This is a genomic window from Micromonospora sp. NPDC053740 (assembly GCF_040677775.1).
GTDB classification, from domain to species: Bacteria; Actinomycetota; Actinomycetes; order Mycobacteriales; family Micromonosporaceae; genus Micromonospora; species Micromonospora alfalfae.
Genome location: NZ_JBFASO010000010.1, coordinates 169801 through 194562 on the forward strand (window position 1 = coordinate 169801; position 24762 = coordinate 194562).

The window sequence follows — 24762 nt, forward strand, 5'->3', positions numbered from 1 at the left end:
GAGCCCCGCAGTCGCGAACAGGGAAACTCGTGACCCTGGCGGTCTGCGCCGACGTCGGTTCCACGTACACGAAGGTGGCGGTGGTGGACCTGGCCGGCGGTGTCCTGGCCGGCGCGGCGTCGGCGCCCACCACAGTGGGCACCGACGTGCTGCACGGCCTCGACGCCGCCGTCGCGGCGGCCACCGCCGGGCTCGGCGTGCGCGACGTGCCCTGGTACGTGTGCTCGTCGGCCGGTGGTGGGCTGCGGCTGGCCGTAATCGGCTACGAGCCGCTGGTCACCGCGCAGGCCGGCCGGCGGGTCGGGTTGTCCGCCGGCGCGCACGTGGTGCACGTCGCGGCCGGCCGGCTGGGCGCCGCCGATTTGACGGCGTTGCGGGCGGCCCGCCCGGACGTGGTGCTGCTCGTGGGCGGCACCGACGGCGGCGACGCCGACACGGTCACCCACAACGCCACCCGCCTGGCCCGGGCCCGGTGGCGCCGGCCCGTGGTGTACGCGGGCAACGCCGACGTGCGCGAGCAGGTGACCGGGCTGCTGCGCGACGCCGGGGTGCCGGTCACCGACGCCGACAACGTCCTGCCGCGCATCGGGGTGCTCGCCCCGGCGTCGGCGCGGGCGGCGATCCGGGCGGTGTTCCTGCGCCACGTCATCGGTGGTAAACGACTGTCGAGGGGGGCCCGGTTCGCGCGGTTGGTGCGGGCGGCCACCCCCGACGCGGTCCTCACCGGTGTGGAGGTGCTCGCCGACACCCTCGGCGGGGACCTGGCAGTGGTCGACGTGGGTGGGGCCACCACCGACGTGTACTCGGTGCTCACGCCCGACGAGCGAGCCACCGGGCCGGGCCGGGAGGTCGCCGGCAGCCTGTGGCGGGCCCGCACCGTGGAGGGCGACCTGGGCATGCGGTGGAGCGCCCCCGGGGTGGTGCGGGCCGCGGTGGAGGAGCGTCTGCTCGCCGCCGGTGAGGCCGACGACCTGGGTGCCGCTGCGGCGCGCCGGGCGGCCGACCCGGCGTTCCTGGCCGTCGACGACGTCGAGCGGGCCGTGGACCGGCGCATCGCCACCCTCGCCGCGACTGTGGCGCTGCGCCGGCACGCCCGGGGCGCCGCCACCGGTGAGCGGGCCGGGCGGGACCTGCGCGACGTGCGGATGCTGGTGGGCTCCGGTGGGGTGCTGCGGCACTCGACGGCGGACGTGTCCGGGCAGGTGCTGACGGCGGTCCTGGCCGACCACGCCGGTGGGTGGGCGTTGCCGCGCGCCGCCGCGGCGGTGGTCGACGCCGACTACGTGTTGGCCGCCGGAGGGCTGCTCGCCGAGGAGCACAGGGCGGCCGCGCAGGCGCTGCTGCGTCAGCATCTGCGTATGCATTGAGACTCGCCGACCCGACACGCCGTGTCGCAACACACGACAGGCCGGCTGCGGGTTGACAACCGACGGGGGTCGGCACGTACCGTCTTTGAGTCCTACCACGGGAAGCGGCTGTTGTTCGCTTCGTCCCTTCGTCCGCTGGCCGAGCGACATGTTTGAGCGTCATCGTCGCGGCGGCCAGGTCCAGCGGGCGGGGGTCGGCGGGGCGGCGCGAACCGGCCGCGGTTACCGGTGTACGGGCAGGGTGAGGTGCACGGCCAGTAGACAACGGCCCGGCGGGGGCAGCCAGTCCACGTCCGGTCGGTCCGAAGGTCGTCGTGCCCCATCCTCGCCACACCGGCCGGGAAGGGCCTGGGAGCATCGGGGCGCGGCGCGAGCCGCGCCCCGATTTCATGTCTGCCGGGCGGTTCGTGCCCGACGGCCCGACGCGGCCGGTGCACCCGCCAGCCAGGTAACCTTCGCCCCGTGATCGAGGTGAAGCGGTGACGACCCTGGACCGGGACGAGACGCACGCCCCGGCGGCGCTGCCCCGGCCGGTCGTTCCCGGTCGGCCGCTGCCGCTGCGGGTCGCCGTGCCCCTGGCCGTGGCCGCCGGGCTGGCCCTGCTGGTGGCGTTCCCCCCGTACGGGGTGTGGCCGCTCGCGCCGGTCGGGGTGGCGTTGCTGGCCGCCGCCGCGCACCGGCGACGGTTGCGCGCCGGCGCCGGCCTGGGTTTCCTGACCGGGGTGGCGTTCTTCGCCCCACTGCTGGCCTGGACGAACCTGCACACCGGCTATCTGCCGTGGGTGCTGCTGTCGCTGCTGCAGGCCGGTTACCTGGCCTTGCTGGGCGCTGCCACCGCCTGGGTGTCGCCGCTGGTCGACCGCGCCCGTTGGGCGTGGCCGGCGCTGACCGGGTTGCTCTGGGTCGGGCAGGAGGCGCTGCGCGACCGCACCCCGTTCGGCGGGTTCCCGTGGGGCAGGTTGGCGTTCAGCCAGGACAGCTCACCGCTGCTGCGGCTGGCCGCGCTGGGCGGCGCCCCGTTGGTCACCTTCGTCGTGGCCCTCATCGGCGGGTTGCTGGTCACCGCCGCCTGGCGGGGCTGGGTCACCGCCCAGCGCCACGCACCCGAGCCCACCACAGCGCCGGACGAGGCCGCGCCGGCCGCTGACGGCCCGCTGGACGGCCCTGCACGCGCGGGGGGTGTTGGGGCGCGGCGGTGGACGCCGGTGGTCGTACCGGCCGTCGTGGCGGTCGCGCTGACCGTCGGGGGTCTGCTGGTGCCGGTCGCCACCGCCGGGTCCGGCGACACCGTCACCGTGGCGATCGTGCAGGGCAACGTGCCGCGGCTGGGCCTGGACTTCAACGCCCAACGGCAGGCGGTGCTCAACAACCACGTCGACGCCACCATCGAACTGGCCGGTCGGGTTGCCGCCGGGCAGCAGCGGCGACCCGACCTGGTGGTGTGGCCGGAGAACTCCAGCGACATCGACCCGCTGCGCAACCCCACCGCCGGTGCGCGTATCTCCCAGGCCGCCGACACCATCGGCGCGCCGATCCTGGTCGGCGCGGTGCTGCTGGGCCCCGACGCCGGGCAGGTCCGCAACGCGGGCATCCTGTGGCACCCCGGCACCGGCGCGGACCTCGACCAGCTGTACACGAAACGCCACCCGGTGCCGTTCGCCGAGTACGTGCCGCTGCGCGACGTGGCCCGGTTGGTCAGCAAGAAGGTCGACCTGATCCGCAACGACTTCGTGCCGGGAAGCACCCCGGGCGTGGTACGCGCCGGCACCACCGTGCTCGGTGACGTGATCTGCTTCGAGGTCGCCTACGACGAGGTGGTCCGCGACACCGTCACCGGCGGCGCGCAACTGCTTGTGGTGCAGACCAACAACGCCACCTTCGACGTGGCGGAGGCCCGCCAGCAGATGGCCATGGTGCGGTTGCGGGCGGTGGAGCACGGCCGGCCGGCGTTGATGGCCTCCACGGTCGGAGTGTCCGGGTTCGTCGCACCCGACGGGCGGGTAAGCGATGCCACCGGGTTCAACACCCGGGAGGTCGTGGTGCGGCAGTTGCGGCTCGACGACGGACGCACCCTCGCCACCCGCCTCGGCTGGTGGCCGGAGGTGGCGCTCGCCGCGCTCGCCGCGGCGGCCCTGGTCGGCGCGGCGGTGCTGCGCCGGCGGCAGCGGGTCAGGCCCGGATAGCAACAGCCGGTACGCCGGCGGGAGCGGAGGAACCGTGATCCAGGCGACCGATACGATCCGACGCGCGGACGAGGTGCCCGGGGTGGGCCGGGTGCTGGTGGTGATCCCCACCTACAACGAGGCCGACAACATCGCCGTGATCGTGGGCCGGGTCCGGCGGGCCGCCCCGGCGGTGCAGATCCTCATCGCCGACGACAACAGCCCCGACGGCACCGGCGCGATCGCCGACGCCCTCGCCGACGGCGACGCGCACGTGCAGGTGCTGCACCGTCAGGGCAAGCAGGGCCTCGGCGCGGCGTACCTGGCCGGGTTCGGGTGGGCGCGCGAGCGTGGCTACCAGGCGGTCGTGGAGATGGACGCGGACGGCTCCCACGCCCCGGAGGACCTGCCGGCGCTGCTGGATGCCGCCCGCGACGCCGACGTGGTGATCGGCTCCCGGTGGACCAACGGCGCCCGGGTGCTCAACTGGCCGCTGCGGCGGCTGTTGCTGTCGCGCGGCGGCAACCTGTACGCGCGCCTGGCGTTGGGCATGCCCGTCTCGGACGCCACCGGCGGTTACCGGGTGTACCGGATCAGCGCGTTGGACGCCATCGACCTGGAGTCGGTGACCTCCCAGGGCTACTCGTTCCAGGTGGAGTTGTCGCGGCTGGCGCACCGGGCCGGGGTGCGGATCGTGGAGGTGCCGATCACCTTCGCCGAGCGGGAGCGCGGCGACAGCAAGATGAGCCCGAAGATCGTGGCCGAGGCGCTGTGGCGGATCACCGCCTGGGGGGTGCGCGACCGCCGCCAGGCGGTACGCCGGGGCCTGCACGGCACCGCCACCGGCCAGGCGCGGTGGCCGTGAGCGGGTCAGGCACGGTGGCCGTGAGCGCGGCCGTGTCATGCTGGATGAGCGGAACACGTCCGTGGTGTCCGCAGGAATGGCGATGAGGTGAGATGCGCCGAGGACTGAGGTTCGTACCGTTGGCCCTGTTGCTGGCGGTGGTGCTGGAGCTGGCGGTGTTCGTCGGCGTGGGACGGGCGCTGGGGTTCGGCGCGGCGGTGTTGCTGGTGTTCGCCGCGTCCCTGCTGGGGTTGGTGCTGCTGCGCCGCGAGGGGATGCGCGCCTGGCGTGGTTTCCGTGCCGCGGCGGCGGCCGGGCAACCCCCGGGTGGCCAGGTGACCGACGGGCTCGTCGGGCTGGCCGGCACGCTGTTGCTGGCGGCGCCCGGCCTGGTCAGCGGGCTGGTCGGGTTGCTGCTGCTGGTGCCGCCGGTGCGTCGACTGGCCCGCGCCGGGGTGCGCCGCGCCACTGAGCGGCGGGTGTCGTCGATGGTCGCCGGTGACCTGTTCGGGCCCCGCACGGTGCGGGTGCGCCAAGGTGCGCCGCAACCCGCCCCGCAACCGGAGCAACCGGAGCAGCCGGTGGTGGTCGACGGCGGTCGGGCCATCGAGGGCGAGATCGTCGAACCCGGCCGGCACTGACACCAGGCCAGACAGACATGACGGCGCCCCCGGGGATAACCCCGGGGGCGCCGTCATCGTGCGTCGTGCGGCTCAGGCGCGGCCGCGGCGGGTCCGAACCTCCTGCAGGCGCTCCTCCAGGATGTCCTCCAGCTCGGCGATGGAACGCCGCTCCAGAAGCATGTCCCAGTGGGTACGCGGTGGCTTGGCCTTCTTCTGCTCCGGCTCGTTGCCGTCGACGAGTCGGGCGACGCTGCCGTCGAACTTGCATTCCCAGGTCGTCGGGACCTCGGCGTCGACGGCGAACGGCACCTCGAACTGGTGGCCCTTGGCGCAGAGGTACTCGCGGGTCTGACGCGGCGCGAGCTCCGTGTTGCGGTCGGATTCGTAGCTCACCGCGCCAAGGCGGCTTCCGCGCAGCATACGCTCGCCCATGATCGACTTCCCCTCGTTCGTGGTGCTGGTCTTCTGGGTGTAACGGTGCGTCCCCGTCGAGCCATTCCCGCCCGAGGGCGTGAGGCGTCCACGGGTGGGCCGGGACCAAGGGTAGCCGGCCGGGACGCTCACCCGGTGAGGTGATCCCCGGGCGGGTCGGGACAACGGTGTGTCCGCTGCCACCGGGGAGGTTAACCGCCTGAGCCTACCGAAGGTTGCGCCACGATGATCAGGTGGCGTCGCCGGGAGTGGCAGCGCCGAGGCGTGCCAGCGCCAACGCCAGGTCACTGACCTGGTCGCCGAGCTGCGCCACCCGCCGCTGGGCCAGGTCCCGGTCGGTCTCGGCGGCGTCGAGCCGTACCGTCAGTGCGGTGCGATGACCCTCGGCGGTCGCCGCGGCCTGCCGGGCCACCGTCAGCTCGGCGGTGAGCGTGTCGCGCTGGGCGGCCAGGGCCGCCACCTCCGCGCGCAGCCGCGCGGCCAACTCCGCAGCCTCCTGCCGGGCGTCGTCGGCCTGCCGGGCGGCGACCTCGGCGCGGTCGCGGGCCCGGTCGGCCTGCTCGCGCGCCCGGGCGGCGTCGGCGGCCTCCGCGCGGGTCCGCGCCGCGTCGGCGCGCGACTGCTCGATCTGGCGCCGAACGTCCTGCACCTCGGCCTGCCACCGCCCGGCCCGCTCGGTCGCCTCGGCGGCGGCGCGGCTGGCCCGTTCGGCCTCGGCGCGCAGCGCGTCGCGTTCCACGCCCAGGTCGGCCACCCGCTGCCGATCGGCGTCACGCTGTGTGCGCATGTCCCGCGCCTCGGCCCGGGCCTGGTCGCGGTCGCGTTCGGCCTGGGCGCGCAGCGCCTCGGCGGCGCTGGCATCGTGGCGCGCCTGGTCGCGGGCGGCCTCAGCGTGCCGCGCCCGCTCGTCGGCGGCGGTGACCTGCCGCTGCGCCAGCTCGGCGCGCTGGCGGGCGTCGTCAGCCTCGGCGCGGGCCCCGCGGGCCTGCTCGCGGGCGCGCGCCGCGTCGGCCGCCGCGGTCTCGGCGTCGTCGCGGGCCTCGTCGCGTTCAGTCTGCGCCGCCGCGATCTCGGTGGCGGCCTCCGCGCGGACCTGTGCGAGCTGCCGCTGCACACCCACCGGGGACAGCTCGGCGTGCAGCGACTCGGTCAACGTCTCGACGATCTGGTCGAGTCGGTCCACCGCCTCCCAGGTGCGGGCCACCTGCCCGGGCAGACCGGGGGCGTTGCGGTGGCGCATCCGGCTGTTGCGGGAGGCGCGCTGGCAGGCGCCGTCGTTGTCGCGGCAGTAGCGAAACGGTCGACCCGCGCCGACACGCTGCGGCACCGGCGCTCCACAGTGGGCGCACGGGCGGGTCTCGGTGGTGCTGGGCTGGGCGTCCATCGAGGGCGAAGTCTAGTGCCGGCCGATCAGCTCGCGGCCCGGGCCGTCGCGTCCAGGGTGTAGCGGCGTTGCAGCAGCAGCGCCGCGAGCATCGCCACCGCCGGCAGCAACCCGAAGCCGTAGCGGACCGCCGCGAGCGCGGCGTCCGGCTGCACCGGTGACTCACCGGCGGTCGAGGCCACGAAACCACCCACTGTCAGGCACAGCGCGTACGCGTACGGGCCCAGGGCCGCGCCGGTGGCCTCGGTGGCCGTCCACACCCCGGTGTAGGTGCCGGCCCCGGTGCTGCCGGCGTTGCCGGCGGCGCGGATCACGTCGGGCAGCATCGAGAACGGCAGCAGCTGCATGCCGGCGAACGCCACCCCGAGCACCGCCACGGCGGCGACCAGCACCGGCAGGCCGGCCGGTCGGCCCACCGCCAACACCAGCGAGCCGATCGCGAACGCGCCCTGCGCGCCGAGCAACGCCCGCTGCTTGCCGACGCGGCGGGCCACCACCAGCCAGGCCGGGGTGACCAGCAGCGCCGGCGCCACGAACGCGGCCACCAGCACCGTGGTCAGGCCCGGGGCGCGCAGCTCGTACTCGGCGTAGTAGGGCACCCCGGCGAGCACCAGGTGGGTGGTGGTGGACATCGCCAGGTACGCGGCGACCAGCCACCGGAACTGCCTGTCGCGCAGCGCCGTGCGCAACGCCCGCCACCCGCCGTGCCCGGAAGCGGTGCTGACCGGGGCGGACCCGCGCAGCCGGGCGATGCCGGCGACACCGACCAGCATCGCCGCCAGCATCCCCACCGCCAGGACCACGCCCATCCGCTGGTAGCCGTCCCGCGTCGCGGCGTCGCCCCCGGTGAGCAGTGGGGCCAGCAGCCCGGAGACCAGGATGCCCAGGGTCAGCACCACCATCCGGAACGCCATCAGCCGGGTGCGTTCGTGGTAGCCGATGCGCAGGTCGGCCGGTGTGGACAAGTAGGGGACCTGGTAGGCGGCGAAGAGCAGGTTGCCGGCGATGAAGAACACCGCCACCCACGCCGCGGCCGGCGCGCCGGTCAGACCGCCGGGCACCGCGAAGAGCGCGGCGAACGCGACCGGCAGGGCGCAGCCGAGCAGCAGCAGGCGACGACGGTCGCCGCGTCGGGTCTGCTCGACGTCGGCGCGGTGCCCCACCCAGGGGTGCAGCAGCACGTCGGCGATCTTCGGCAGCAGCAGCGCCAGTCCGGCCAGCCACGGCCCGACGGCCAGCACGTCGGTGAGGAAGTAGAGCAGCAGCAGGCCGGGCACTGTCACCCAGACACCCATGCCGAGCGAGCCGGCCGCGAAGCCCGCCAGCGGGCCGCGCGGCAGCGTCTCGTCGGTGGCGGCCGCGGGCCGCCGGTCCAGCCCGGTCATCGCCGCATCCTCTCCGCAATCCAACAGTTGCTGGATTCTAGGGGCAGAATGGCGGCCATGACCATGCCCCGCCGCCGCCCGGGCCGGCCCCGCCGCGACGAGACCCGGCCGACCCGCGAGGTGGTGCTCACCGCGGCGACAGCGCTCTTCGCCGAGCGGGGCTTCGACGCCGTCGGGCTGCGGGAGGTCGCCGCCGCCGCCGGGGTCGACGTCGCCACTGTCGCGCACCACACCGGTACGAAGGCAGCGCTCTACGAGGCGTGCTTCGCCCGGGTGTTCGCCGCCGAGCGGGACGTGCTGACCGAGGCCGCCGCGCAGGCCCGTGCCGCTCTCGACGCCGGTCCGGATGCGGCGCTGAGGGCCCTGCACGAGCTGGTCGACGTCTTCGTCGACTTCCTGGAGGACCGCCCCGAGACCACAGCGCTGTGGCTGCGCCGCTGGTTGGAACCGCAGCGGCACGCCGAGCTCGACCAGCGCTACGCCGACCCGTTGTACCGGCTGGTCGCGGAGCTGCTCACCGCCGCCGCGGCGACCGGGGCGCTGGCGGAGCCGACCCCGCACATCACCGTGCGGAGTCTGGTGTGGGCGACGCACGGGCACGTGGTGGCGCTGGCCGCCGGCGCGCCCGGCGCTCGGGAAAGGCGCGAGTTCCGGGCGTTCGTGCACCGCCTGCTCGACGGGCTGTACGGATCGCCGACCCCTTGACGGGCCGCCACCGCGCGACGATTATCCATCGGACGTTGGATTAATGGGGGCGGCAATGGGCGTACCACAGCGGGTGGCGGTGATCGGGGCCGGCGCCGCCGGCCTCGCCGCGATCAAGGCACTACGCGACGCCGACGTGCCAACCGTGGGCTTCGAGGCCGCCGCGCAGGTCGGTGGCCTCTGGGTCTACGGGGCGCCCGACTCGCCCGCGTACCGCACGCTGCACCTCAACACCAGCCGTGGTCGCACCCAGTTCGCCGACCACCCGATGCCCACCGACTGGCCCGACTACCCCGACCACCGTCGTGTCGCCGGTTACCTCGCCGACTACGCCACGCGTTTCGGGCTGGCCGACACCATCCGGCTGCGCCACACCGTCGAGCGGGTCACCCAGCACCCCAACGGCACCTGGACGGTGGTCGCCAGCGGCCCGAGCGGCCCGGTCGAGGTCACCGTCGACGCGGTGGTCGTCGCCAACGGGCACAACCGGGTGCCCCGGCTGCCCGACCCCGGCTACCCCGGCACCTGTACCGCCGAGCAGATCCACAGCCACGACTACCGGGGCCCGGAACAGTTGGCCGGCAGGCGGGTCCTGGTCGTCGGCGGCGGCAACTCCGCGATGGACATCGCCGTCGACGCGTCGTACGCCGCCACCCGCACCCTGCTGTCGCTGCGCCGGGGCGTCTGGGTGGTGCCGAAGTATTTGCTGGGTCGCCCCTCGGACACCCTCAACGGGGCGTTGGCCCGCCGGCTGCCGTGGCGTCTGCGTCAACGCATCAGCCAGACGATGCTGAGCGCCACCGTCGGCAACCCCACCCGTTACGGGCTACCCGCGCCGACGCACGGCTTCCTACAGGACCACCCGACGCTCTCCGACGGGTTGCTGTCGCGGCTGACCCACGGTGACGTCGAGGCCCGACCCGGCGTCGCCGCCCTCGACGGCGACCGGGTGGAGTTCACCGACGGCCGCAGCGACAGCGTCGATCTGATCATCTGGTGCACCGGTTACCGGGTGGACGTCCCGTTCCTCGACCCGGCGCTGCTCGCCGGGGGCGCCGACACCCTGCCGTTGTACCGGCACGTGTTCCACCCCGACGCCCCAGGGCTGAGCTTCGTCGGGCTGATGCAGTCCACCGGTTCCGCGTTTCCCCTGGTCGAGGCGCAGGCCAAGCTGATCGCGGCGCACCTCGCCGGCCGGTACGCGCTGCCCGACCCGGAGCGACAGCGCGCCGCCTGCCGGGCCGAACTGCGGGCCGCGACCGCCCGCTGGGGTCAGCGCCGCCCGGCGATGCGGGTGGACTTCGACGTCTACCTGGCCGAGTTGGCCCGGGAGTTGACCGCCGGAGCCCGCCGCGCCCGCTCCGGCGCGGCGCCCTCGACGGGGGCACCCCGGTGAGCGGCCGATCACTGGCCGGTCGGCGGGTGCTGGTCACCGGGGCGAGCGGGACCTTCGGCCGCCACCTCGGCGCCGCGCTGAGCGCGGCCGGCGCCCGAGTGGTGGGGCTCGACCTGCACGCCCGTCCCGACGACGACGTGCCGGTGCTGGGCTGCGACCTGACCGACCCCGACGCCGTACCGGTGGCGGTTCGGGCCGCCGTCGACCGGCTCGGCGGGCTCGACCTGCTGATCAACAACGCCGGGGTCGGTGGTCCCGCGCCGGCCGAGTTGCCGCCCGACGAGGTGGTTCGCCGGCAACTGGAGGTCAACCTCCTCGCCGCCTGGCGCACCACCGCCGCCGCGCTGCCGCCGTTGGTCACCGCACGCGGACGGGTGATCTTCGTGGCCAGCCGGATGGCGGTGTTGCCGCTGCCGCTCGCCGCCGCGTACGGGGTGAGCAAACGGGCAGTGGTCGCCTACGCCGACGCGCTGCGCCACGAGGTGGGCACCCACGTCGGTATCAGCGTCGTCTACCCGAGCATGGTCGCCTCCCCAATCCACGACAGCACCGCCGAGGCTGGGCTTTCCCTGCGGGGGGTGTCGCGACCCGAGCCCGTCGAAGGGGTGGTCGCGGCGATCCTGCGGACCGCCACCGCCCGGCGGGCGCCCCGGGACGTGGCGACCACCGCTCGCGGCCGGCTGGAGATGGCCGTCGGCCGGCATGCGCCCGCGTTGGCCGACCGGCTGGTACGCCGTACCCTCGCCGCCCGGCTCGCCGCCGGTGACCTGGACGCCGCGCCGCTGGCCGCCGGGATGCTCGACCGCCACCGGGGCCGCTGACCGCCCGGGTCAGGGCGTGGCGACCGCCGCGCGCGAGCGGTCGGCGGCGATGCGCACGGCCAGCGCCGCGAGCGCGGTGCCGGTCACCCACCGCTGCACCCGCAACCACACCGGTCGGCGGGCGAAGAACCCGGCCAGCGAGCCGGCGCTCAGCACGATCAGCGCGTTCACGCTCAGCGCCACGACGATCTGGGTCAGACCGAGCAGCAGGCTCTGCGTGGCCAGGTGCCCCCGCGTCGGGTCGATGAACTGCGGGAGCAGCGACACGTAGAGGATCGCGATCTTCGGGTTCAGCAGATTGGTGATCAGGCCCATGGTGAACAGCCGCCGGGGCCGGTCCGGCGGCAGCGGCGCGGGCCGGAACGGCGAGTGCCCACCCGGGCGCAGCGTCCGCCAGGCCAGCCAGAGCAGGTAGCCGGCGCCGGCCAGCTTCACCACCGCGTACAGCGTCGGCACCAGGACGAAGACGGTGGCCAGCCCGGCGACCGCCGCCGCCAGGTAGACGCCGAAGCCGGCGGCCACCCCGAGCAGTGAGACCAACCCGGCACGACGGCCCTGCGCCACGGAGCGCGACACCAGATAGACCATGTTCGGGCCGGGCGTGAGCACCAGCCCCAACGCCACCAGCGCGATGCCCAGCAGTGCACCAGTACCCACCACGACGCTTCCCCCGCTCGGTAGTCCTCACACCGACCGTAATCGGGATGAACATCCCACCCCAGGGCCACCTGGCAGGCCGTGGCCTGCGATCGGGGTGATCCACTCGCGTTCGGTGCAACGGCAGCGGCACCGGCGGGAATGCTCACCGTGGCGGACGCGCTGACCCCTGGCAAGTGCGTGTCGCCGGCCGGAGGCGGCGCGTTACGGTGGCCAGGGAGGTGCCGCACGGTGACCGAGGCGTGGGAAGCGTCAGTGGAGGCGAAGATCCAGGATGCCGTTCAGCGCGGCGAGTTCGACGCCCTGCCCGGCATGGGCAAGCCGATCCCCGGTCGGGGGGCGCCGTACGACGAGGCGTGGTGGATCAAGAGCTTCCTGGAGCGCGAGGCACTCCCCAGCGACCTGCTCCTGCCCACGTCGCTGCAACTGCGCCGGCGCATCGAGCAGGTCCCCGACGAGGTCCGTGACCTGCCCACCGAGCAGTCCGTCCGCGACTTCGTGGGGCAGCTGAACGTGCAGATCGTGTCGTGGCTGCGCTTCCCCGACGACGGTCCCCGGGTCGCGGTGCGCCCGGTGAACACCGAGGACGTGGTGCGCCGCTGGCGCGCCGAACGGGCCCGCCCCAAGCTCACCTCGACCGTCACCGAACCGGCGACCGTCGTGAAGCCGTCGCGCCCGCGCCGCACCTGGTGGCAGCTGTGGCGCCGCCGTCGGGGCTGACTCCCCGGCCATGACCACGGCAGACTGTGCCGATGCTGATCGAATCGCGGACGCCCGACACACCCTCGACGCCGGGTGTCGCACTGCGTCCCTGGTGCGCCGACGACCTGGATGAGCTCGTGCAGGCGTACCGGGATCCGGTCCTGCGCCGCTGGACCAGAGCCCCGGTGACCACCGCCGCCGAGGCCCGACGGTGGCTGGAAGGCGCACTGCGCGACCGGGCCGACGGCCGGCGGTACACCTTCGCCGTCATCGAAGAGCAGGCCGACGGCGACCGGCTGGTGGGCAACGTGGTGCTCAAGGGGGTCACGCCGGAGCGCCCGGCCCCGGAGGTCGGCTACTGGACGGCGTCGTGGGCACGCGGTCGCGGCGTCGCCCCGCGCGCGGTCACCGCGCTGAGCCGCTGGGCGTTCGACCGGTTCCCTGAGGTGGCCCGTCTCGACCTGCTGCACCAGGTGGACAACGTCGCGTCCTGCCGGGTGGCGCAGAAGTGCGGCTTCGCGTTCCAGGAGGTGTTGCCGGCCCGGCCGCCCTTCCCGCTCGACGGCCACCGGCACTCGCTGCACGCTTAGTCGTCAGTCCACCCTGGCGTGCCAACTCCAGGACGTGCGCCGGTCCCGACCCGGCAGCTCACCGCGCCCGGTCAACCAGAGCAGCACCTCGGGTACCGCCCCGGGCGGGGCATCCGGGAAGAGTCGGTGCAGCACCAGCGCGCTCAACCGCTGCGGCGGCTGCCACCGCACACCGAGGCCGAGGGTGATGTCGTACGTGTGCAGCAGGGTCTCGGCCACACCCATGGCGGCGAACCCGGTCGGATCGCACGGGCCCCAGTGCCAGGCGCGCGTGTCAGACGGGGCCGCGTCGACGGCGGCGGCGAGCAGACCGGCGCAGGCCCGCACCACTGTGAGCACCTGCGTCGGGCTCGCCTCGGTGGAGACCCGCAGGTCGTACGGGAGATAGCCGTCATCCGGACGGCCGGTGACCTGCCCCGCGTACGCGAGGAGGTCGTGCGCGACGTGCGCCGCGGTGGTCCAGCAGCTCCAGCTCAGCGAGCCGGCCGGCGCCGACCAGTCGCGTTCCCGGTGTGGCAGCAGCACCCGGGTCATCTCCTCGGCCGCCTCCCGCACGTCGGCGCCGGTCACCGCCGACATTCGCCAACCCACCGGGCAGCACCGGGCGTGGGAATCTCGTCGTGGGTAATGGGCATCGAGGCATGCAAGAATCCATCCTCGCATGTGGGGGGAGGCGAGCGGAATGTTGCCCAACATGGTGGTGGACACGACTGTGTTGCCCCCGGCGGACCGGTTCGCGTTCTGGTATGCCCTGGTCGCCCAGGAGACGGCGCCAGCGCACATCAGCAGCGGCCACCTGGACAATTTCGTGGCCTACGCGCAGGCAATCGATCTCGGCCGCATTCGGATGACCTCGCTGCGCTACCCGTCGCTGGACTCGATCCGGCCGACGAGACTCGTCCGCCGCGCCGAGGGGGATGTGTACCAACTCGCGCTCCCACTGACGGGACGCAGCACGTTGATCCAGGACCGCACCGAGTCCACGCTGGAAGCCGCCAACCAGTTCACGCTGTTGGACACCGCGCGGCCGCACGTCGCCCGGCACTACGCGGACGGCCCTGGACTCGCCACCACGATCACCGTGCAGATACCGCACGCGGCGCTGCCACTGGCCTCGGACCGGCTCCGCCGCCTACTGGCCACGCCGATACCGTCGCATCTGGGCGTCGGCGGGCTGTTGGTCCACCACCTGCGCAGCATCGCGGCACACCCGGAGCAGTTCGAGCCGGCCCAGGCCGAGATCCTGGGCGGGGTGGCGGTGGACCTGCTCACTGCCGCGCTCGCTCAGTACCTCGACATCGAGGACACCCTGTCACCGGAGGCGCGGCACACCGCACTGCGGGCCCGGATCGTCAATTTCATCGACCGCCACCTCGACAGCGACGAACTCACCCCTCGCAGCGTCGCCGCCGCCCACCACATCTCGCCGCGGTCGCTGCACCGCCTGTTCGAGGCGGAGGCGACGACCGTTGCCGAACTCATCCGCACCAAGCGCCTGGAGCAGTGCCGGCGTGATCTCGGCAACCCGCTGCTGCGGCAGCCGATCCACACCATCGCCGCCCGTTGGGGTTTTCCGGACAAGGCCCACTTCAGCCGCCTCTTCCGTGCCCACTACGGACGTTCGCCGCAGGAGTACCGCGCGGGCGTCGCACGCCAGGGCCGGTGACCCGACCGACCGCTACCGTCGGCGGTCGGTCGGATCGTCCTCGACGAAGTCCCGGACCGCGGCGCGGATGCTCTCGCCGTACGGGTCGTCCGGTAGCAGCAGCAGGTGTTCGCGGGCTCGGGCGAGGTGCTCCCGGGCCACACCGGCGTTGCCCAGGCGGCGGTGGCAGTCGGCCAGGTTGAGGTACAGCGACGGCAGGAACGCTTGGACCTGGAGCGAGGGCAGATACCGCTGGGCGCGTTCGTCGGTCAGGTCGGACACGGCGGCCAGGGCACGTTCGTCCCAGGTCAGCTCCGCCTCGGTGGTGTCCTGAAGGTCGGCGAGGTAATGCGCCAGGGTGCAGCGGTGCAGGGCGTCGCCGGTGGGGCCGAGTTCGTCCCACAAGGCGGTGAGCAGCTCACGCGCCCGGTCAGGCGCGCCGCTCTGGCCGAGCTGCACGGCCTCGATGATGCGGGTCATTGTGCTGTCGGCGGTCGCGTGGTCGGTCATGTCGCCGATGGTTGGGCCTCAACCCGGTCGAGGGTCAAATCCGCGCCGGCGTAAGGGCTGGGCCCCTCGGCGCCCTGCTCGCCGCGATGTACGTCGCCACCCGTCGGATGACCCGGGCGATGCTGCGCTGACGACCCCCTGGGCCGGGACGGGTCCTCATCGTTGGGCGACGATGGTCTCGAGCACCGCGCGAACCGGGGTCGGGCGGTGGCCGATGACTGTCTCCAGCGTCGGATCGGTTACGGCGAACTCCTTTGCGCGCGCCGCGCGGTACATGCCGAGAGTGAAGTCGGCCGCCGACTCGGGCATGCCTCGGGCGATGGCGGACGCCCGCCACTCGTCGTCATCCGCGACGACACGTTCGACGGTACGGCCCGTGATGTCGCTGAGGATGGCGGCCACCGCTTCGAGGTCGAGCATCTCCGGCGCGGTCAGCGGAGCCGTGACCCCGTCGAGTACGCCGTCCTCGGTGAGGGCGACGGCTGCGGCCTCGGCCAGGTCGGCATGTGCGGTCCAGGACACCGGGCCGTCCGCCGGCGCCACGAGTTGACCGGTCTCCAGCGCCGTGCCGATGGAGAGGCTGAGTGTGCTTGCGTAGAACCCGTTGCGCAGGGCGGTGAAGGGAACCCCCAACCCGGCCAGGTGCTCCTCGGTCGCGGCGTGGGTTGGCTGGGCGGCGAAGAGCGAGTCCCGGGAGGCGGCCTGGTGGCTGGTGTACAGGATTCGGTTCGCTCCCGCGGCGCGGGCGGCGTCGATGGCGGCGCGGTTCGCGGCGATCGCGGCGTGGCCGCGGATGGAGGCGGACACGACGAGAACCTTGTCGGCACCCGCGAAGGCGTGCTCCAGGGTGGCCGGGTCGGTGAAGTCTCCGGCGCGCACCCGAACCCCACGCTCCGCGAGGCCGGCGGCCCTGTCGACGTCGCGCACGCTCACGCCCACGGCGTCGGGTGGTAGCCGGTCGAGCAGCCGGTCGACGATCTGGGACCCGAGCTGACCAGTGGCACCGGTGACGACGAACATGATGAACACTCCCTTGTTATCGACGTTACGGCGTGAACGTTAGCACTGATATTCCAGAGATAACAAGGCGCTGTTAGCATTGGTCCATGGTGACGACGCAGGACACCCGCGACGACGTCCGTGCGGGCATCGTCGCGGCGGCGACCCAACTGCTGCGCGAGAAGGGTGCGAACGCGGTCACGACACGCGCCGTCGCCCAGGCCGCCGGTGTGCAGGCACCCACCATCTATCGCCTGTTCGGCGACAAGGACGGTCTCATCGACGCCGTCGCCGAGCACGTCATGGCCAGCTACGTCAGCGGTAAATCGGTCGCAGCGGACGTAGAGACGGGCGATCCGGTCGCGGGCCTGCGCTCCGGATGGCGCGCGCACGTGGAGTTCGGCCTGACAAACCCCGAGCTGTACGCGCTGATCGCCGCCCGGGGGAGCGGCGCACCCTCGCCGGCGACTGTCGCCGGCCTCGACGTGCTCCGCCGCCGCGTCCGGCGACTCGCCGCGGCCGGCCTGCTCCGGGTCGACGAGCAGCGCGCGCTCCTGATGATCCACTCGGCGGGCAACGGCACCATCCTCACCCTGCTGGGAATGCCCGCCGACCAGCGCGACCTCGGTCTGGGCGAGGCCATGCTCGATGCCGTGCTCACCAGCATCCTGACCACGACTCCGGCGACCCCCGACACCACCGCGAACGCTGTCGCGGTGACCTTCGCGACGGTGCTGCCCGACCTCCCGGGGCTCACCGCCGCCGAACGCGCGCTGATGGCCGAGTGGCTGCACCGATCACTGACCCACCGAGCACCATGATCACCTGGCGGAGAAACAAGTCGACGGGATCGCGCCGGGGGAGATAGGTTGCAGGTGACCGCGACACGGCCCGAGGAGGTGAGACCCATGAACGTTGTAGCGATGTGGGTGCTCCCCCCTGCCGTCCCGGTCGGGCGATTGACGTAGGTGTCGCCGGGAGCGCCCTGCCAACACGGCACTCCCGAAAGGCAGCACCTATGCACTCTGCGCACTTCACCGCCGAGCCGTCGTCGACCGATCCGGTCGAGCGCGACTCCACAGTGAGCGATGTCAGCCCCGCTCCATCGGACCCGCACACCGATCGCGCGCCCGGCAGATACGACGTGATCATCGCCGGCTGTGGGCCGACCGGCGCGATGCTCGCCGCCGAACTGCGACTACACGACGTACGGGTCCTCGTTCTGGAGAAGGAGACCGAGCCGGTGTCGGCCGTGCGCATCGTCGGCCTGCACATCCGCAGTCTCGAGCTGATGGCGATGCGCGGGCTGCTGGAACGCATCCTCCCGCACGGGCGGCAGCGTCCGGCCAGCGCCTACTTCGCCGCCATCGCCAAGCCCGCGCCCCGCGGCCTGGATTCCCGGTACGCCTACCTGCTGGGTATCCCGCAGCCCGTCATCGAACGTCTGCTCGAAGAACACGCCACCGAACTGGGTGCGCAGGTCCGGCGTGGTTGCGCCGTCACCGGCCTCGCGCAGGACGACGAGGGCGTCACCGTCGAGTTGGCCGACGGGGAACAGCTGCGCTCGCGCTACCTCGTCGGCTGTGACGGCGGGCGCAGCACGGTGCGCAAACTGCTCGGCGTCGGGTTCCCCGGCGAGCCCGCACGGACCGAGAGCCTGATGGGCGAGATGGAAGCGGGCGTGCCGCCGGAGGAGATCGCCGCCAAGGTCGCCGAGATCCGCGAAACCCACCAACGATTCTGGCTCCGGCCAGCAGGCGCTGACGTTTACAGCGTCCTGGTGCCCGCGGCCGGCGTCAGTGACCGCGCCGAACCGCCCACCCTCGATGATTTCAAGCGCCAGTTGCGCGCCATCGCCGGGACCGACTTCGGCGTGCACTCGCCGCGCTGGTTGTCCCGCTTCGGCGACGCGACCCGACTGGCCGACCATTATCGGGTCGGGCGAGTGCTGTTGGCCGGCGACGCGGCGCACATCCATCCGCCCATCGGCGGACAGGGCCTCAACCTCGGCGTTCAGGACGCAGTCAACCTCGGCTGGAAACTCGCCGCGCGGATCCGTCGTTGGGCGCCGCCGGCCCTGCTGGACACCTACCAGGCCGAACGCCGGCCGGTCGCCGCTGAGGTGCTGGACAACACCCGAGCCCAGACGGAGCTGTTGTCCACCGAACCGGGCGCACAGGCCCTGCGGAGGCTGCTCACCGAGCTGATGGACTTCGACGAGGTGAACCTGCATCTGTTGAAGAAGATCACCGCAATCGGTATCCGCTACGACTTCGGCGCTGGGCCCGACCTACTCGGTCGTCGGGTGCCTGACATCGCTGTGAAACAGGGCCATCTCTACGGTCTGCTGCACCGTGGACGCGGTCTGCTGCTGGATCGCACCGAACGCCTGACCGTCGGCGGCTGGTCAGACCGGGTCGATCACCTGGCGGATGCCACCGCTGAGCTGGACGTCTCCTGTGTTCTTTTGCGCCCCGACGGGCACATCGCCTGGGTCGGTGATGATCAGCAGGACCTGGACGAGCACCTCTCCCGCTGGTTCGGCGAGCCCGTCCACTGATCTCAGGCCGGCGACCAGGTGCGGAACGGGTCGCGGTCTTGCCCCGTCCGGGCTTTCGGCTACGGCCCGGACGGGGGAGACATCGCTGCCGCCCGACACCTGGTGAGCTTCACCGCTCACCACAAGGTCGAGGTAATCGCTGCTGACCGTGCTCCACCGACGGCTTGCGGTGCCGCAGCGCATGGGACGTGGACGGTCGAAGTCTCAGTGTTCCTGAGGCAACTCGGTCTGTGGCCTGCTGCTTCGTGGCTGCCGATCGATCGCGGTGAGTTCGCTGAGAATCGGGTGCAGCCGATCGGCCAGGGTCGGGTCCGTGCGGGTGAGTTCCGCGGTCAGGGCCCTTGCGGCGGCCGCGAGCGCACGGCGTAACTCGGTCTCATCAGTGGAACGGACCAGGGTCGTTTCGAGCGGGCCGGTGATGTCGGGGGGTAGTAGGTGAGCGCCTTTGGCGTAGCTGGTGGGGTGGCCCAGTCGCTGGCAGGCGAGTGCGATTGTCTGGGCGCGCATGGCGCTGATCCAGTGCTCCGCCTGCCAGTATCTGCCTCGTTCGATGCTGATCCGTGCGTGCAGCGCGTGGTGCCACGCCAGGCCGGCCGTGCCGTCGTGACCGCTCGGCGCGGAGGCCCGGGGTGGCGTGGCTCGCCCGAATATGAGTCGCCAACTCGGGCCTCGCGGCCCGAACTCGACTTCCGGGCTGAACGAGAGGTCGACTTCCAGGCAATGAGGCAGCAGGAACACCCGGTAGATCGCTGACCCGGACGTCAGATCCCAGTGGTGGACCGCCGCGAAGTCCTGATACATCTGCTGCGTCCATCGACCCATGACGGCGTCGAGCGGGTCGCTGACCCCGAAGGCCAGATCGATGTCCGACCAGCGATCCTCATCGTTCGTGGCATGCGACCCGGTGATCGCGGCGGCGACGACACCCGGGTCCTGTTCCGCCAGATGCAGCAGCCGCCGCTGGATCAGGTCGCGTTCCTCTACTGAGAACATCGGGTCACGCTGGTCCGACACCAACGTGCCCCGGCTGCGGGAGACGTCCGGCAGAGCCGGCGGCGAGCCGTTCTCGCTCTCGCCATGGCTGGCAGGTCGCGTGCGTCCATGACGACATCATGCCTCGCCACTCGCAACGGAAAATCGCCAGTGCGTCGAACCAGCGATGGATCCGTCGCATGGTGTTCTGTGCCTGCTGGCAGACTCATCGCATGAGAGGTCTGACCGCCGAGCTCGTGGTCGATGGCTGCGCTCCGCAGACCCCGGCGCTCGCCCCGAACGGGCGTCTGCTCTGCTACGTCCTCGCCCCCACCAGCCGCACCGGTGACCACCTCGACACCGAACTCTGGCTCGTACACACCGATGGCGCCGTCGCGTCGCGCCGGGCGACCGCCGACACCGCAACCGAATCCCTGCCACGCTGGTCGGCCGACTCGGAGACGCTGTTCTTCCTGTCCGACAGCGCCGACCGCGGTACCCCGCAACTGCACGGGCTCACCCCCGCCGACGGCACGATGACCACGTTGACCAGCTGGCCCGCCGGCGTCATCGATCACCTGCCGCTCATCCACCCCAACCTTGTCGCGCTGCTCGCCGAGGACGAACCCACCGAGCAGGACGCGCGCCGCGCCCGGGACCGCGACGACGTCATTGTCGTCGGCGAGCGCGAACCACGTGCCCGGTTGCGCCTGCTCGACCTGCGCACCGGCCGGGTCGCCACCCCGCAGGTGTTCGCTGACCGGCACGTGGTGGAAATGCGGCAACGTCCCGACGGCGGCCCACTTGCCGTGCTGACCTGGGCCAGCGCCGACAACGACCACGGCCCGCGCACCGGCCGACTGCACCTGTTCGATCCCACCACGGGGACTGCCGAGGACCTCGGACCGGTCGAGGTCGACGCACGATCGCTGGCCTGGTGGCCGGGCGAGGACGGTTGGCACCTCGGTTACCTCGCGCTCACCCCACCGGTGCTGCAGGCCGGCACCGCCGTGTTCGATCTGGCCGTGCGCAGCCGTGTCCTGCGCAACCGCACCGCTGGGCTCTCGATGTGCCCCACCGAACTCTGCCAGACCGGTGCAGCCCCGCTGGTGGTGTTCGCCGACGGCCTGAACACGACAGTGGCCCGGCTCGCCCCCGCCGACCTGACGACCCTGTCGCACCACCCGGGACGCCTCGACAACCTCACCGCCACCCCCGCCGGCGACGAGATCGCGGTGCTTACCGGCACCCGCTATCAGCTCCCGAACGTTCACATTGGAGCGCCAACCGGGCCGCTGCGAAGAATCACCAACACCCGGCCCGAACTGGACGACGTCGTACTCGGCACGCAACAACCGCTGGCCTACCGCGCCGCCGACGGCCTCGACCTGGACGGCCTGCTCGTCCTGCCGGTCGGCAGGACCGCGTCGGAGGGTCCGTTCCCGCTGGTCACGATCGTGCACGGAGGCCCCTACGATCGCTACGCCGATCGTTGCCAGTTGTTCTGGTTCCCGAGCGCGCAGTGGTTGGCCGCCGCCGGCTACGCGGTGTTGTTACCCAACGCGCGCGGCGGCCAGGGCCATGGCCACCAGTTCGCCGCCAGCGTCGCCGGCCAGGTCGGCCAGCAGGAGTGGACCGACATCCTGACCGGCATCGACCTGCTCATCGCCGAGGGCATCGCCGACCCCGACCGGCTGGGCATCGCCGGCTGGAGCCACGGCGGCTTCATGTCCGCCTGGGCCGTCGGCCAGACCGATCGCTTCCGCGCCGCGCTGGTCGGCGCGGGCATCGTGGACTGGGGCATGCTCGCCGCGACAGGGGAGAACGGCCAGTTCGAGGCCGCGCTCGGTGGCAGCACCGGCTGGTCCGGCATCGGACCCCACCGACATGACGCGGTCAGCCCAATTTCCTTCGCCAGCAACATCCGCACCCCGGTGCTCATCCTGCACGGCGCCGAGGACACCAACGTCCCCCTCGGACAGGCCGTGTACCTGCACCGGGCGCTGCGGCACTTCGACGTCGCACACGAGTTCGTGATCTACCCGAGAGAGGGCCACTCGATCCGGGAGCGCAACCACCAACTGGACGTCCTGCGCCGGACCCGCGCCTGGTTTGATCGCTGGCTCCAGACGTGATCTGAGCTGACTGTGCGGCTGGACGGGCTGTACGCCACCGGCGCCCGCAAGGTCCGAGCTGTGCAGGGGCGCCGCAGAAGGTGGAGTTCTGTCACCTGGTCGGCACGCCCGGCGAGATCCCAACCGATCAAACGGGCTTGATGTATCTTCGGGGTCATGGGGCCACCAAGTCACACCGCGCCGCCATTCGTCCGGCTGGCCGCACACCCACTGCGCTGGCACATGCTGACCGAACTCGCCCGTAGTGACCTGCGGGTCCGCGAACTGGCCAGCCTCCTGGCCCAGCCGCAGAACCTGGTCTCCTACCACCTGCGACTGCTGCGCGACGGCGGCCTGGTCACCGCCACCCGCAGCAGCTTCGACGGCCGCGACAGCTACTACCACCTCGACCTCGACCGCTGCGCCCACGCGCTGGCGGGCACCGGCACCGCGCTGCACCCCGCCCTGCAGTTGGGCGCGACTCCACCGGCCCCACCGGTTCACCCGCCGCGAACCGTGCTGTTCGTGTGCACGGGCAACAGCGCACGTTCACCCATCGCCGAAGCCCAGCTCCGACGCCACAGCGCCGGGCACGTGCAGGTGACCAGCGCCGGAACCCGCCCCCGGCCGCAACTACACCCCCATGCTGTGCGGGCGCTGCGCGAGAACTTCGGCGTCGACGTCGCGGACCGGCGCCCGCGGCACCTCGACACGCTCACCGGCCGCCGCTTCGACTACGTGATCACCCTGTGCGACAAGGCCCGAGAAGTCTGCCCCGATTTCGGCAACCCGGCCGGCAAGCTGCACTGGAGCATTCCCGACCCCGCCGCGGCCGGCACCGGGGACGACTACCCCGCCTTCCTGCAGGTTACGGCCGACATCGACACCCGCGTGCGGCATCTGCTGCCCGTCCTCGTCACCGAACCCGAGGAGACCAGACCGTGAGCACAGCCGAGCAATACGTCAGCGTCCGTTACCTCGTCGACGATGTGCACGCCGCCGTCGAGTTCTACACCGCCCACCTCGGTTTTCACCTGAAGACCAGCGCGGCCCCGGCCTTCGCCGACGTGGTCCGCGGCTCGCTACGACTGCTGCTGTCCGGACCCGCCAGCTCCGGCGCCCGCGCCACTCCGGACGACGCCAGCAGCCCCGGCCGCAACCGCATCCACCTCATCGTCGACGACCTGGACGCCGAGATCGACAGGCTCCGCGACGCCGGCCTGGCGTTCCGCAGCGAACTGGTCTCCGGGCCGGGTGGCCGTCAGATCCTGCTCGCCGACCCCGCCGGCAACCTCGTCGAACTTTTCCAACCCGCCGGCCGGGCCAGCCCCGTCAACATCTGAGCCCAGTCGCACTTCGCCACTGCGCCAAGGCAAAGCCGATGTTCCTCAGCGCCGACTCGGCCGCAGCCCAGCCGCTCATGCGCGGGATCTCGCGCATCCAACGCACGCCGTGTGGGACCAATCGGGGCACTGGTGGCCTAGGCGACATCCCGGCCCAACTGATCGGCGTGCGCGGTGATCCACCTCGCGTCGCGTCGGTAGAACCCGACGTGACCGCGAATGTTCTCCTGTCCCTGATCAGCCCGCGCCTTGGTGAAGGCGGCGAGGTCATTTAGTCGATGGACTGCGACCTGGAGGATGTGAGCAGGGTCCTGCCCCGAGCCGTAGGCATCGCAGAGCATGCGCAGCCGACGTGTCCGCTCGCCCAGATCACTGTCGATTGCGTCGCCGTTGTCGGGATGGGCCAGCGGCACCAGCCGGTAGGCAAGGTAGGCAAGATCCCACGACCGGGGACCGGGCGACGCCGTGTCCCAGTCGATGACGCCGGTGAGCCGCCGGTCGGTGAAGACCATGTTGTACGGCGCGAAGTCGTTGTGACAGATGACCTCAGCCGGTTGCCGTACCGGGAACTGCCAAACTCCTCCGACGGTGTCGAAGCTGGCGCTGGCCTGGTGAAGTTGTGCGAGGTGGACACCCGCATCGGTGAGGACACCATCGCTCCAGATCCACTCCGGCAACGGGTACTGCGGCACGATGCCCGGCAGGTACGAGACGCTGTCTCGTCCTTGTTCATCCGTCCCGAGCGCTTGCGGAGCCCAGGTGACGCCACGCTCACGCAGATGTCGTAGCAGGCGTTGAACCGTCGAGCTCCATGCCCCGGCACCGCGCCGAACAGTGGCACCGACACGTGTTGCGCCCCCCATGTTGCCGCCGGGCAGCGCTTCCTCCTGCTCGCCGACCGCGTTCGCGCTGTGGTGATTCATGCCGACATCCTCAGCGCGTGGGGCCGGCAAAGCCACCACGTTCCCGAGGCGGGCTGGCGCAGGGGACCGAGGCCAGCGGAGCCAATTACTGGATTGTTATTAACAACAATCCAGTAATTACCTGGGACAAAGGGGACGATACGTACACGCACCATAATGACAGTTCTTGTGCGTAAGGAGGCAGTGTGGTGTAAGCGTTCCCGTAGGCCGGTGCAAGCGCCTCGGCCTGAGGGCTCAGATGACCTCTCGGGGCGGCACGGAGGGCGGCTCCGACTGCAGGTAGTCCAATGCGCGGCGCAGCGCCTCCGGGCCGTCTCGGAAGTGGCCGAGCGCCGAATTGCACCCGTTGCAGAGCAGTCCGCGAACGGTGGTGGTGCCGTGGCAGTGATCCACGACCAAGCGGAACGCCGAGGCTGAGGGCTTCCCGTCCTTTCGGGGGCGACCAGCGAGAGTTGCCGGGAGGTCATCCTCATGGATGCCGCAGATAGCGCAGCGAAATCCTTGCCGTGACCTCAGTTCGTCGTAGAAGGCCTCGGTGATCCGGTACTTGGTCCAGAGATTCATCGCTCGGTCGGAGCCGGGACGGGCGTCCCTACTGGCCTGATTCACGCGGCGGGAATACTCGCGG

25 protein-coding genes are annotated in these 24762 nt (G+C 72.2%); 15 read left to right on the forward strand and 10 right to left on the reverse strand.

All coding sequences use genetic code 11. The annotated features are described in order from the left end of the window. Nucleotides 1–29: 29 nt before the first annotated feature. The 4 genes from AB0K35_RS25250 (at nt 30) to AB0K35_RS25265 (ending at nt 5014) form a co-directional block, all read left to right on the forward strand. Nucleotides 30–1367 carry a glutamate mutase L gene (locus tag AB0K35_RS25250; protein ID WP_363888064.1) on the forward strand — a complete coding sequence of 446 codons (1338 nt, stop codon included), beginning with the start codon at nt 30–32 and terminating at the stop codon, nt 1365–1367. Between the two features lie 521 nt (nt 1368–1888). Beyond that, entirely contained in the window at nt 1889–3550 is a 1662-nt protein-coding gene (gene lnt / locus AB0K35_RS25255; protein ID WP_363888313.1) for an apolipoprotein N-acyltransferase, read from the forward strand. Between the two features lie 34 nt (nt 3551–3584). After that, on the forward strand, nt 3585–4394 hold the full coding sequence (locus AB0K35_RS25260; RefSeq protein WP_363888066.1) for a polyprenol monophosphomannose synthase: 810 nt from the start codon (nt 3585–3587) through the stop codon (nt 4392–4394). A 92-nt stretch (nt 4395–4486) separates the two neighbouring features. Then, nucleotides 4487–5014 (forward strand): FxsA family protein, encoded by a 528-nt coding sequence (locus tag AB0K35_RS25265; RefSeq protein WP_363888069.1) that lies wholly within the window; start codon nt 4487–4489, stop codon nt 5012–5014. A 72-nt stretch (nt 5015–5086) separates the two neighbouring features. Here AB0K35_RS25265 and AB0K35_RS25270 read toward each other — a convergent pair whose 3' ends face one another. The 3 genes from AB0K35_RS25270 to AB0K35_RS25280 form a co-directional block, all read right to left on the reverse strand. Next, complete coding sequence (locus AB0K35_RS25270; RefSeq protein WP_091398247.1) at nt 5087–5428, reverse strand: RNA polymerase-binding protein RbpA; 342 nt, start codon at nt 5426–5428, stop codon at nt 5087–5089. A 229-nt stretch (nt 5429–5657) separates the two neighbouring features. Next, nucleotides 5658–6812, reverse strand: coding sequence for a hypothetical protein (locus tag AB0K35_RS25275; RefSeq protein ID WP_363888072.1), 1155 nt, complete (start codon nt 6810–6812; stop codon nt 5658–5660). Nucleotides 6813–6838: 26 nt separating this feature from the next. After that, nucleotides 6839–8197 (reverse strand): MFS transporter, encoded by a 1359-nt coding sequence (locus AB0K35_RS25280; protein WP_363888075.1) that lies wholly within the window; start codon nt 8195–8197, stop codon nt 6839–6841. A gap of 57 nt (nt 8198–8254) precedes the next feature. Here AB0K35_RS25280 and AB0K35_RS25285 point away from each other — a divergent pair, with 57 nt between their 5' ends. The 3 genes from AB0K35_RS25285 to AB0K35_RS25295 are packed head-to-tail and all read left to right on the forward strand — an operon-like array spanning nt 8255 to nt 11119. Continuing rightward, nucleotides 8255–8902, forward strand: a complete 648-nt coding sequence (locus AB0K35_RS25285) for a TetR/AcrR family transcriptional regulator (RefSeq protein WP_238669867.1) — start codon at nt 8255–8257, stop codon at nt 8900–8902. A 55-nt stretch (nt 8903–8957) separates the two neighbouring features. After that, on the forward strand, nt 8958–10298 hold the full coding sequence (locus AB0K35_RS25290; RefSeq protein WP_363888078.1) for an NAD(P)-binding domain-containing protein: 1341 nt from the start codon (nt 8958–8960) through the stop codon (nt 10296–10298). Continuing rightward, on the forward strand, nt 10295–11119 hold the full coding sequence (locus tag AB0K35_RS25295; protein ID WP_238669865.1) for an SDR family NAD(P)-dependent oxidoreductase: 825 nt from the start codon (nt 10295–10297) through the stop codon (nt 11117–11119). The genes AB0K35_RS25290 and AB0K35_RS25295 overlap by 4 nt, the downstream gene beginning before the upstream one ends. A gap of 9 nt (nt 11120–11128) precedes the next feature. Here the strand turns inward: AB0K35_RS25295 and AB0K35_RS25300 are convergent, their stop codons facing one another. Then, a complete protein-coding gene (locus tag AB0K35_RS25300; protein WP_238669864.1) occupies nt 11129–11779 on the reverse strand; it encodes a LysE family translocator in 651 nt (216 codons plus the stop codon). Between the two features lie 228 nt (nt 11780–12007). Between AB0K35_RS25300 and AB0K35_RS25305 the strand changes: the two genes are divergently transcribed. Next, a complete protein-coding gene (locus AB0K35_RS25305; RefSeq protein WP_357363487.1) occupies nt 12008–12496 on the forward strand; it encodes a DUF1992 domain-containing protein in 489 nt (162 codons plus the stop codon). A gap of 32 nt (nt 12497–12528) precedes the next feature. Continuing rightward, nucleotides 12529–13068, forward strand: a complete 540-nt coding sequence (locus tag AB0K35_RS25310) for a GNAT family N-acetyltransferase (protein ID WP_363888082.1) — start codon at nt 12529–12531, stop codon at nt 13066–13068. Between the two features lie 3 nt (nt 13069–13071). On the opposite strand, the gene AB0K35_RS25315 is transcribed toward AB0K35_RS25310, so the two are convergent. Beyond that, complete coding sequence (locus AB0K35_RS25315) at nt 13072–13647, reverse strand: maleylpyruvate isomerase N-terminal domain-containing protein (RefSeq protein WP_238669861.1); 576 nt, start codon at nt 13645–13647, stop codon at nt 13072–13074. Nucleotides 13648–13750: 103 nt separating this feature from the next. Between AB0K35_RS25315 and AB0K35_RS25320 the strand changes: the two genes are divergently transcribed. Then, nucleotides 13751–14734, forward strand: a complete 984-nt coding sequence (locus AB0K35_RS25320) for a helix-turn-helix domain-containing protein (RefSeq protein ID WP_363888085.1) — start codon at nt 13751–13753, stop codon at nt 14732–14734. A gap of 12 nt (nt 14735–14746) precedes the next feature. Here AB0K35_RS25320 and AB0K35_RS25325 read toward each other — a convergent pair whose 3' ends face one another. After that, nucleotides 14747–15223: a hypothetical protein gene (locus tag AB0K35_RS25325; protein WP_238669859.1), complete on the reverse strand. Its 477-nt coding sequence runs from the start codon at nt 15221–15223 to the stop codon at nt 14747–14749. Nucleotides 15224–15379: 156 nt separating this feature from the next. Further along, entirely contained in the window at nt 15380–16243 is an 864-nt protein-coding gene (locus AB0K35_RS25330; RefSeq protein ID WP_363888087.1) for an NmrA family NAD(P)-binding protein, read from the reverse strand. A gap of 86 nt (nt 16244–16329) precedes the next feature. Here AB0K35_RS25330 and AB0K35_RS25335 point away from each other — a divergent pair, with 86 nt between their 5' ends. Both AB0K35_RS25335 and rox read left to right on the forward strand, forming a co-directional pair. Then, complete coding sequence (locus tag AB0K35_RS25335) at nt 16330–17043, forward strand: TetR/AcrR family transcriptional regulator (RefSeq protein ID WP_363888090.1); 714 nt, start codon at nt 16330–16332, stop codon at nt 17041–17043. Between the two features lie 197 nt (nt 17044–17240). Beyond that, on the forward strand, nt 17241–18782 hold the full coding sequence (gene rox / locus AB0K35_RS25340) for a rifampin monooxygenase (RefSeq protein ID WP_274525920.1): 1542 nt from the start codon (nt 17241–17243) through the stop codon (nt 18780–18782). Between the two features lie 204 nt (nt 18783–18986). Here the strand turns inward: rox and AB0K35_RS25345 are convergent, their stop codons facing one another. Continuing rightward, complete coding sequence (locus AB0K35_RS25345; RefSeq protein WP_363888093.1) at nt 18987–19775, reverse strand: nucleotidyltransferase domain-containing protein; 789 nt, start codon at nt 19773–19775, stop codon at nt 18987–18989. Between the two features lie 212 nt (nt 19776–19987). Between AB0K35_RS25345 and AB0K35_RS25350 the strand changes: the two genes are divergently transcribed. The 3 genes from AB0K35_RS25350 to AB0K35_RS25360 all read left to right on the forward strand — a co-directional run bounded on the left by AB0K35_RS25350 (nt 19988) and on the right by AB0K35_RS25360 (nt 23211). After that, a complete protein-coding gene (locus AB0K35_RS25350; protein WP_363888096.1) occupies nt 19988–21889 on the forward strand; it encodes a prolyl oligopeptidase family serine peptidase in 1902 nt (633 codons plus the stop codon). Nucleotides 21890–22045: 156 nt separating this feature from the next. Then, nucleotides 22046–22813: an ArsR family transcriptional regulator gene (locus AB0K35_RS25355; RefSeq protein WP_363888098.1), complete on the forward strand. Its 768-nt coding sequence runs from the start codon at nt 22046–22048 to the stop codon at nt 22811–22813. Further along, entirely contained in the window at nt 22810–23211 is a 402-nt protein-coding gene (locus AB0K35_RS25360) for a VOC family protein (RefSeq protein WP_363888100.1), read from the forward strand. The genes AB0K35_RS25355 and AB0K35_RS25360 overlap by 4 nt, the downstream gene beginning before the upstream one ends. Nucleotides 23212–23348: 137 nt before the next feature. Here the strand turns inward: AB0K35_RS25360 and AB0K35_RS25365 are convergent, their stop codons facing one another. Both AB0K35_RS25365 and AB0K35_RS25370 read right to left on the reverse strand, forming a co-directional pair. Beyond that, complete coding sequence (locus AB0K35_RS25365; RefSeq protein ID WP_363888103.1) at nt 23349–24173, reverse strand: aminoglycoside phosphotransferase family protein; 825 nt, start codon at nt 24171–24173, stop codon at nt 23349–23351. A 195-nt stretch (nt 24174–24368) separates the two neighbouring features. Continuing rightward, nucleotides 24369–24698, reverse strand: coding sequence for an endonuclease VII domain-containing protein (locus AB0K35_RS25370; protein ID WP_363888106.1), 330 nt, complete (start codon nt 24696–24698; stop codon nt 24369–24371). Nucleotides 24699–24762: the final 64 nt, after the last annotated feature.

What these genes read in the sequence shown, in the direction of transcription:
- AB0K35_RS25265 (WP_363888069.1), top strand. Translation starts at nt 4,487, where the DNA reads ATGCGCCGAGGACTGAGGTTCGTACCGTTGGCCCTGTTGCTGGCGGTG.
- AB0K35_RS25270 (WP_091398247.1), bottom strand. Translation starts at nt 5,428, where the DNA reads ATGGGCGAGCGTATGCTGCGCGGAAGCCGCCTTGGCGCGGTGAGCTAC.
- AB0K35_RS25275 (WP_363888072.1), bottom strand. Translation starts at nt 6,812, where the DNA reads ATGGACGCCCAGCCCAGCACCACCGAGACCCGCCCGTGCGCCCACTGT.
- AB0K35_RS25280 (WP_363888075.1), bottom strand. Translation starts at nt 8,197, where the DNA reads ATGACCGGGCTGGACCGGCGGCCCGCGGCCGCCACCGACGAGACGCTG.
- AB0K35_RS25285 (WP_238669867.1), top strand. Translation starts at nt 8,255, where the DNA reads ATGACCATGCCCCGCCGCCGCCCGGGCCGGCCCCGCCGCGACGAGACC.
- AB0K35_RS25290 (WP_363888078.1), top strand. Translation starts at nt 8,958, where the DNA reads ATGGGCGTACCACAGCGGGTGGCGGTGATCGGGGCCGGCGCCGCCGGC.
- AB0K35_RS25310 (WP_363888082.1), top strand. Translation starts at nt 12,529, where the DNA reads ATGCTGATCGAATCGCGGACGCCCGACACACCCTCGACGCCGGGTGTC.
- AB0K35_RS25315 (WP_238669861.1), bottom strand. Translation starts at nt 13,647, where the DNA reads ATGTCGGCGGTGACCGGCGCCGACGTGCGGGAGGCGGCCGAGGAGATG.
- AB0K35_RS25320 (WP_363888085.1), top strand. Translation starts at nt 13,751, where the DNA reads ATGTTGCCCAACATGGTGGTGGACACGACTGTGTTGCCCCCGGCGGAC.
- AB0K35_RS25325 (WP_238669859.1), bottom strand. Translation starts at nt 15,223, where the DNA reads ATGACCGACCACGCGACCGCCGACAGCACAATGACCCGCATCATCGAG.
- AB0K35_RS25330 (WP_363888087.1), bottom strand. Translation starts at nt 16,243, where the DNA reads ATGTTCGTCGTCACCGGTGCCACTGGTCAGCTCGGGTCCCAGATCGTC.
- AB0K35_RS25335 (WP_363888090.1), top strand. Translation starts at nt 16,330, where the DNA reads ATGGTGACGACGCAGGACACCCGCGACGACGTCCGTGCGGGCATCGTC.
- rox (WP_274525920.1), top strand. Translation starts at nt 17,241, where the DNA reads ATGCACTCTGCGCACTTCACCGCCGAGCCGTCGTCGACCGATCCGGTC.
- AB0K35_RS25345 (WP_363888093.1), bottom strand. Translation starts at nt 19,775, where the DNA reads ATGTTCTCAGTAGAGGAACGCGACCTGATCCAGCGGCGGCTGCTGCAT.
- AB0K35_RS25350 (WP_363888096.1), top strand. Translation starts at nt 19,988, where the DNA reads ATGAGAGGTCTGACCGCCGAGCTCGTGGTCGATGGCTGCGCTCCGCAG.
- AB0K35_RS25355 (WP_363888098.1), top strand. Translation starts at nt 22,046, where the DNA reads ATGGGGCCACCAAGTCACACCGCGCCGCCATTCGTCCGGCTGGCCGCA.
- AB0K35_RS25370 (WP_363888106.1), bottom strand. Translation starts at nt 24,698, where the DNA reads ATGAATCTCTGGACCAAGTACCGGATCACCGAGGCCTTCTACGACGAA.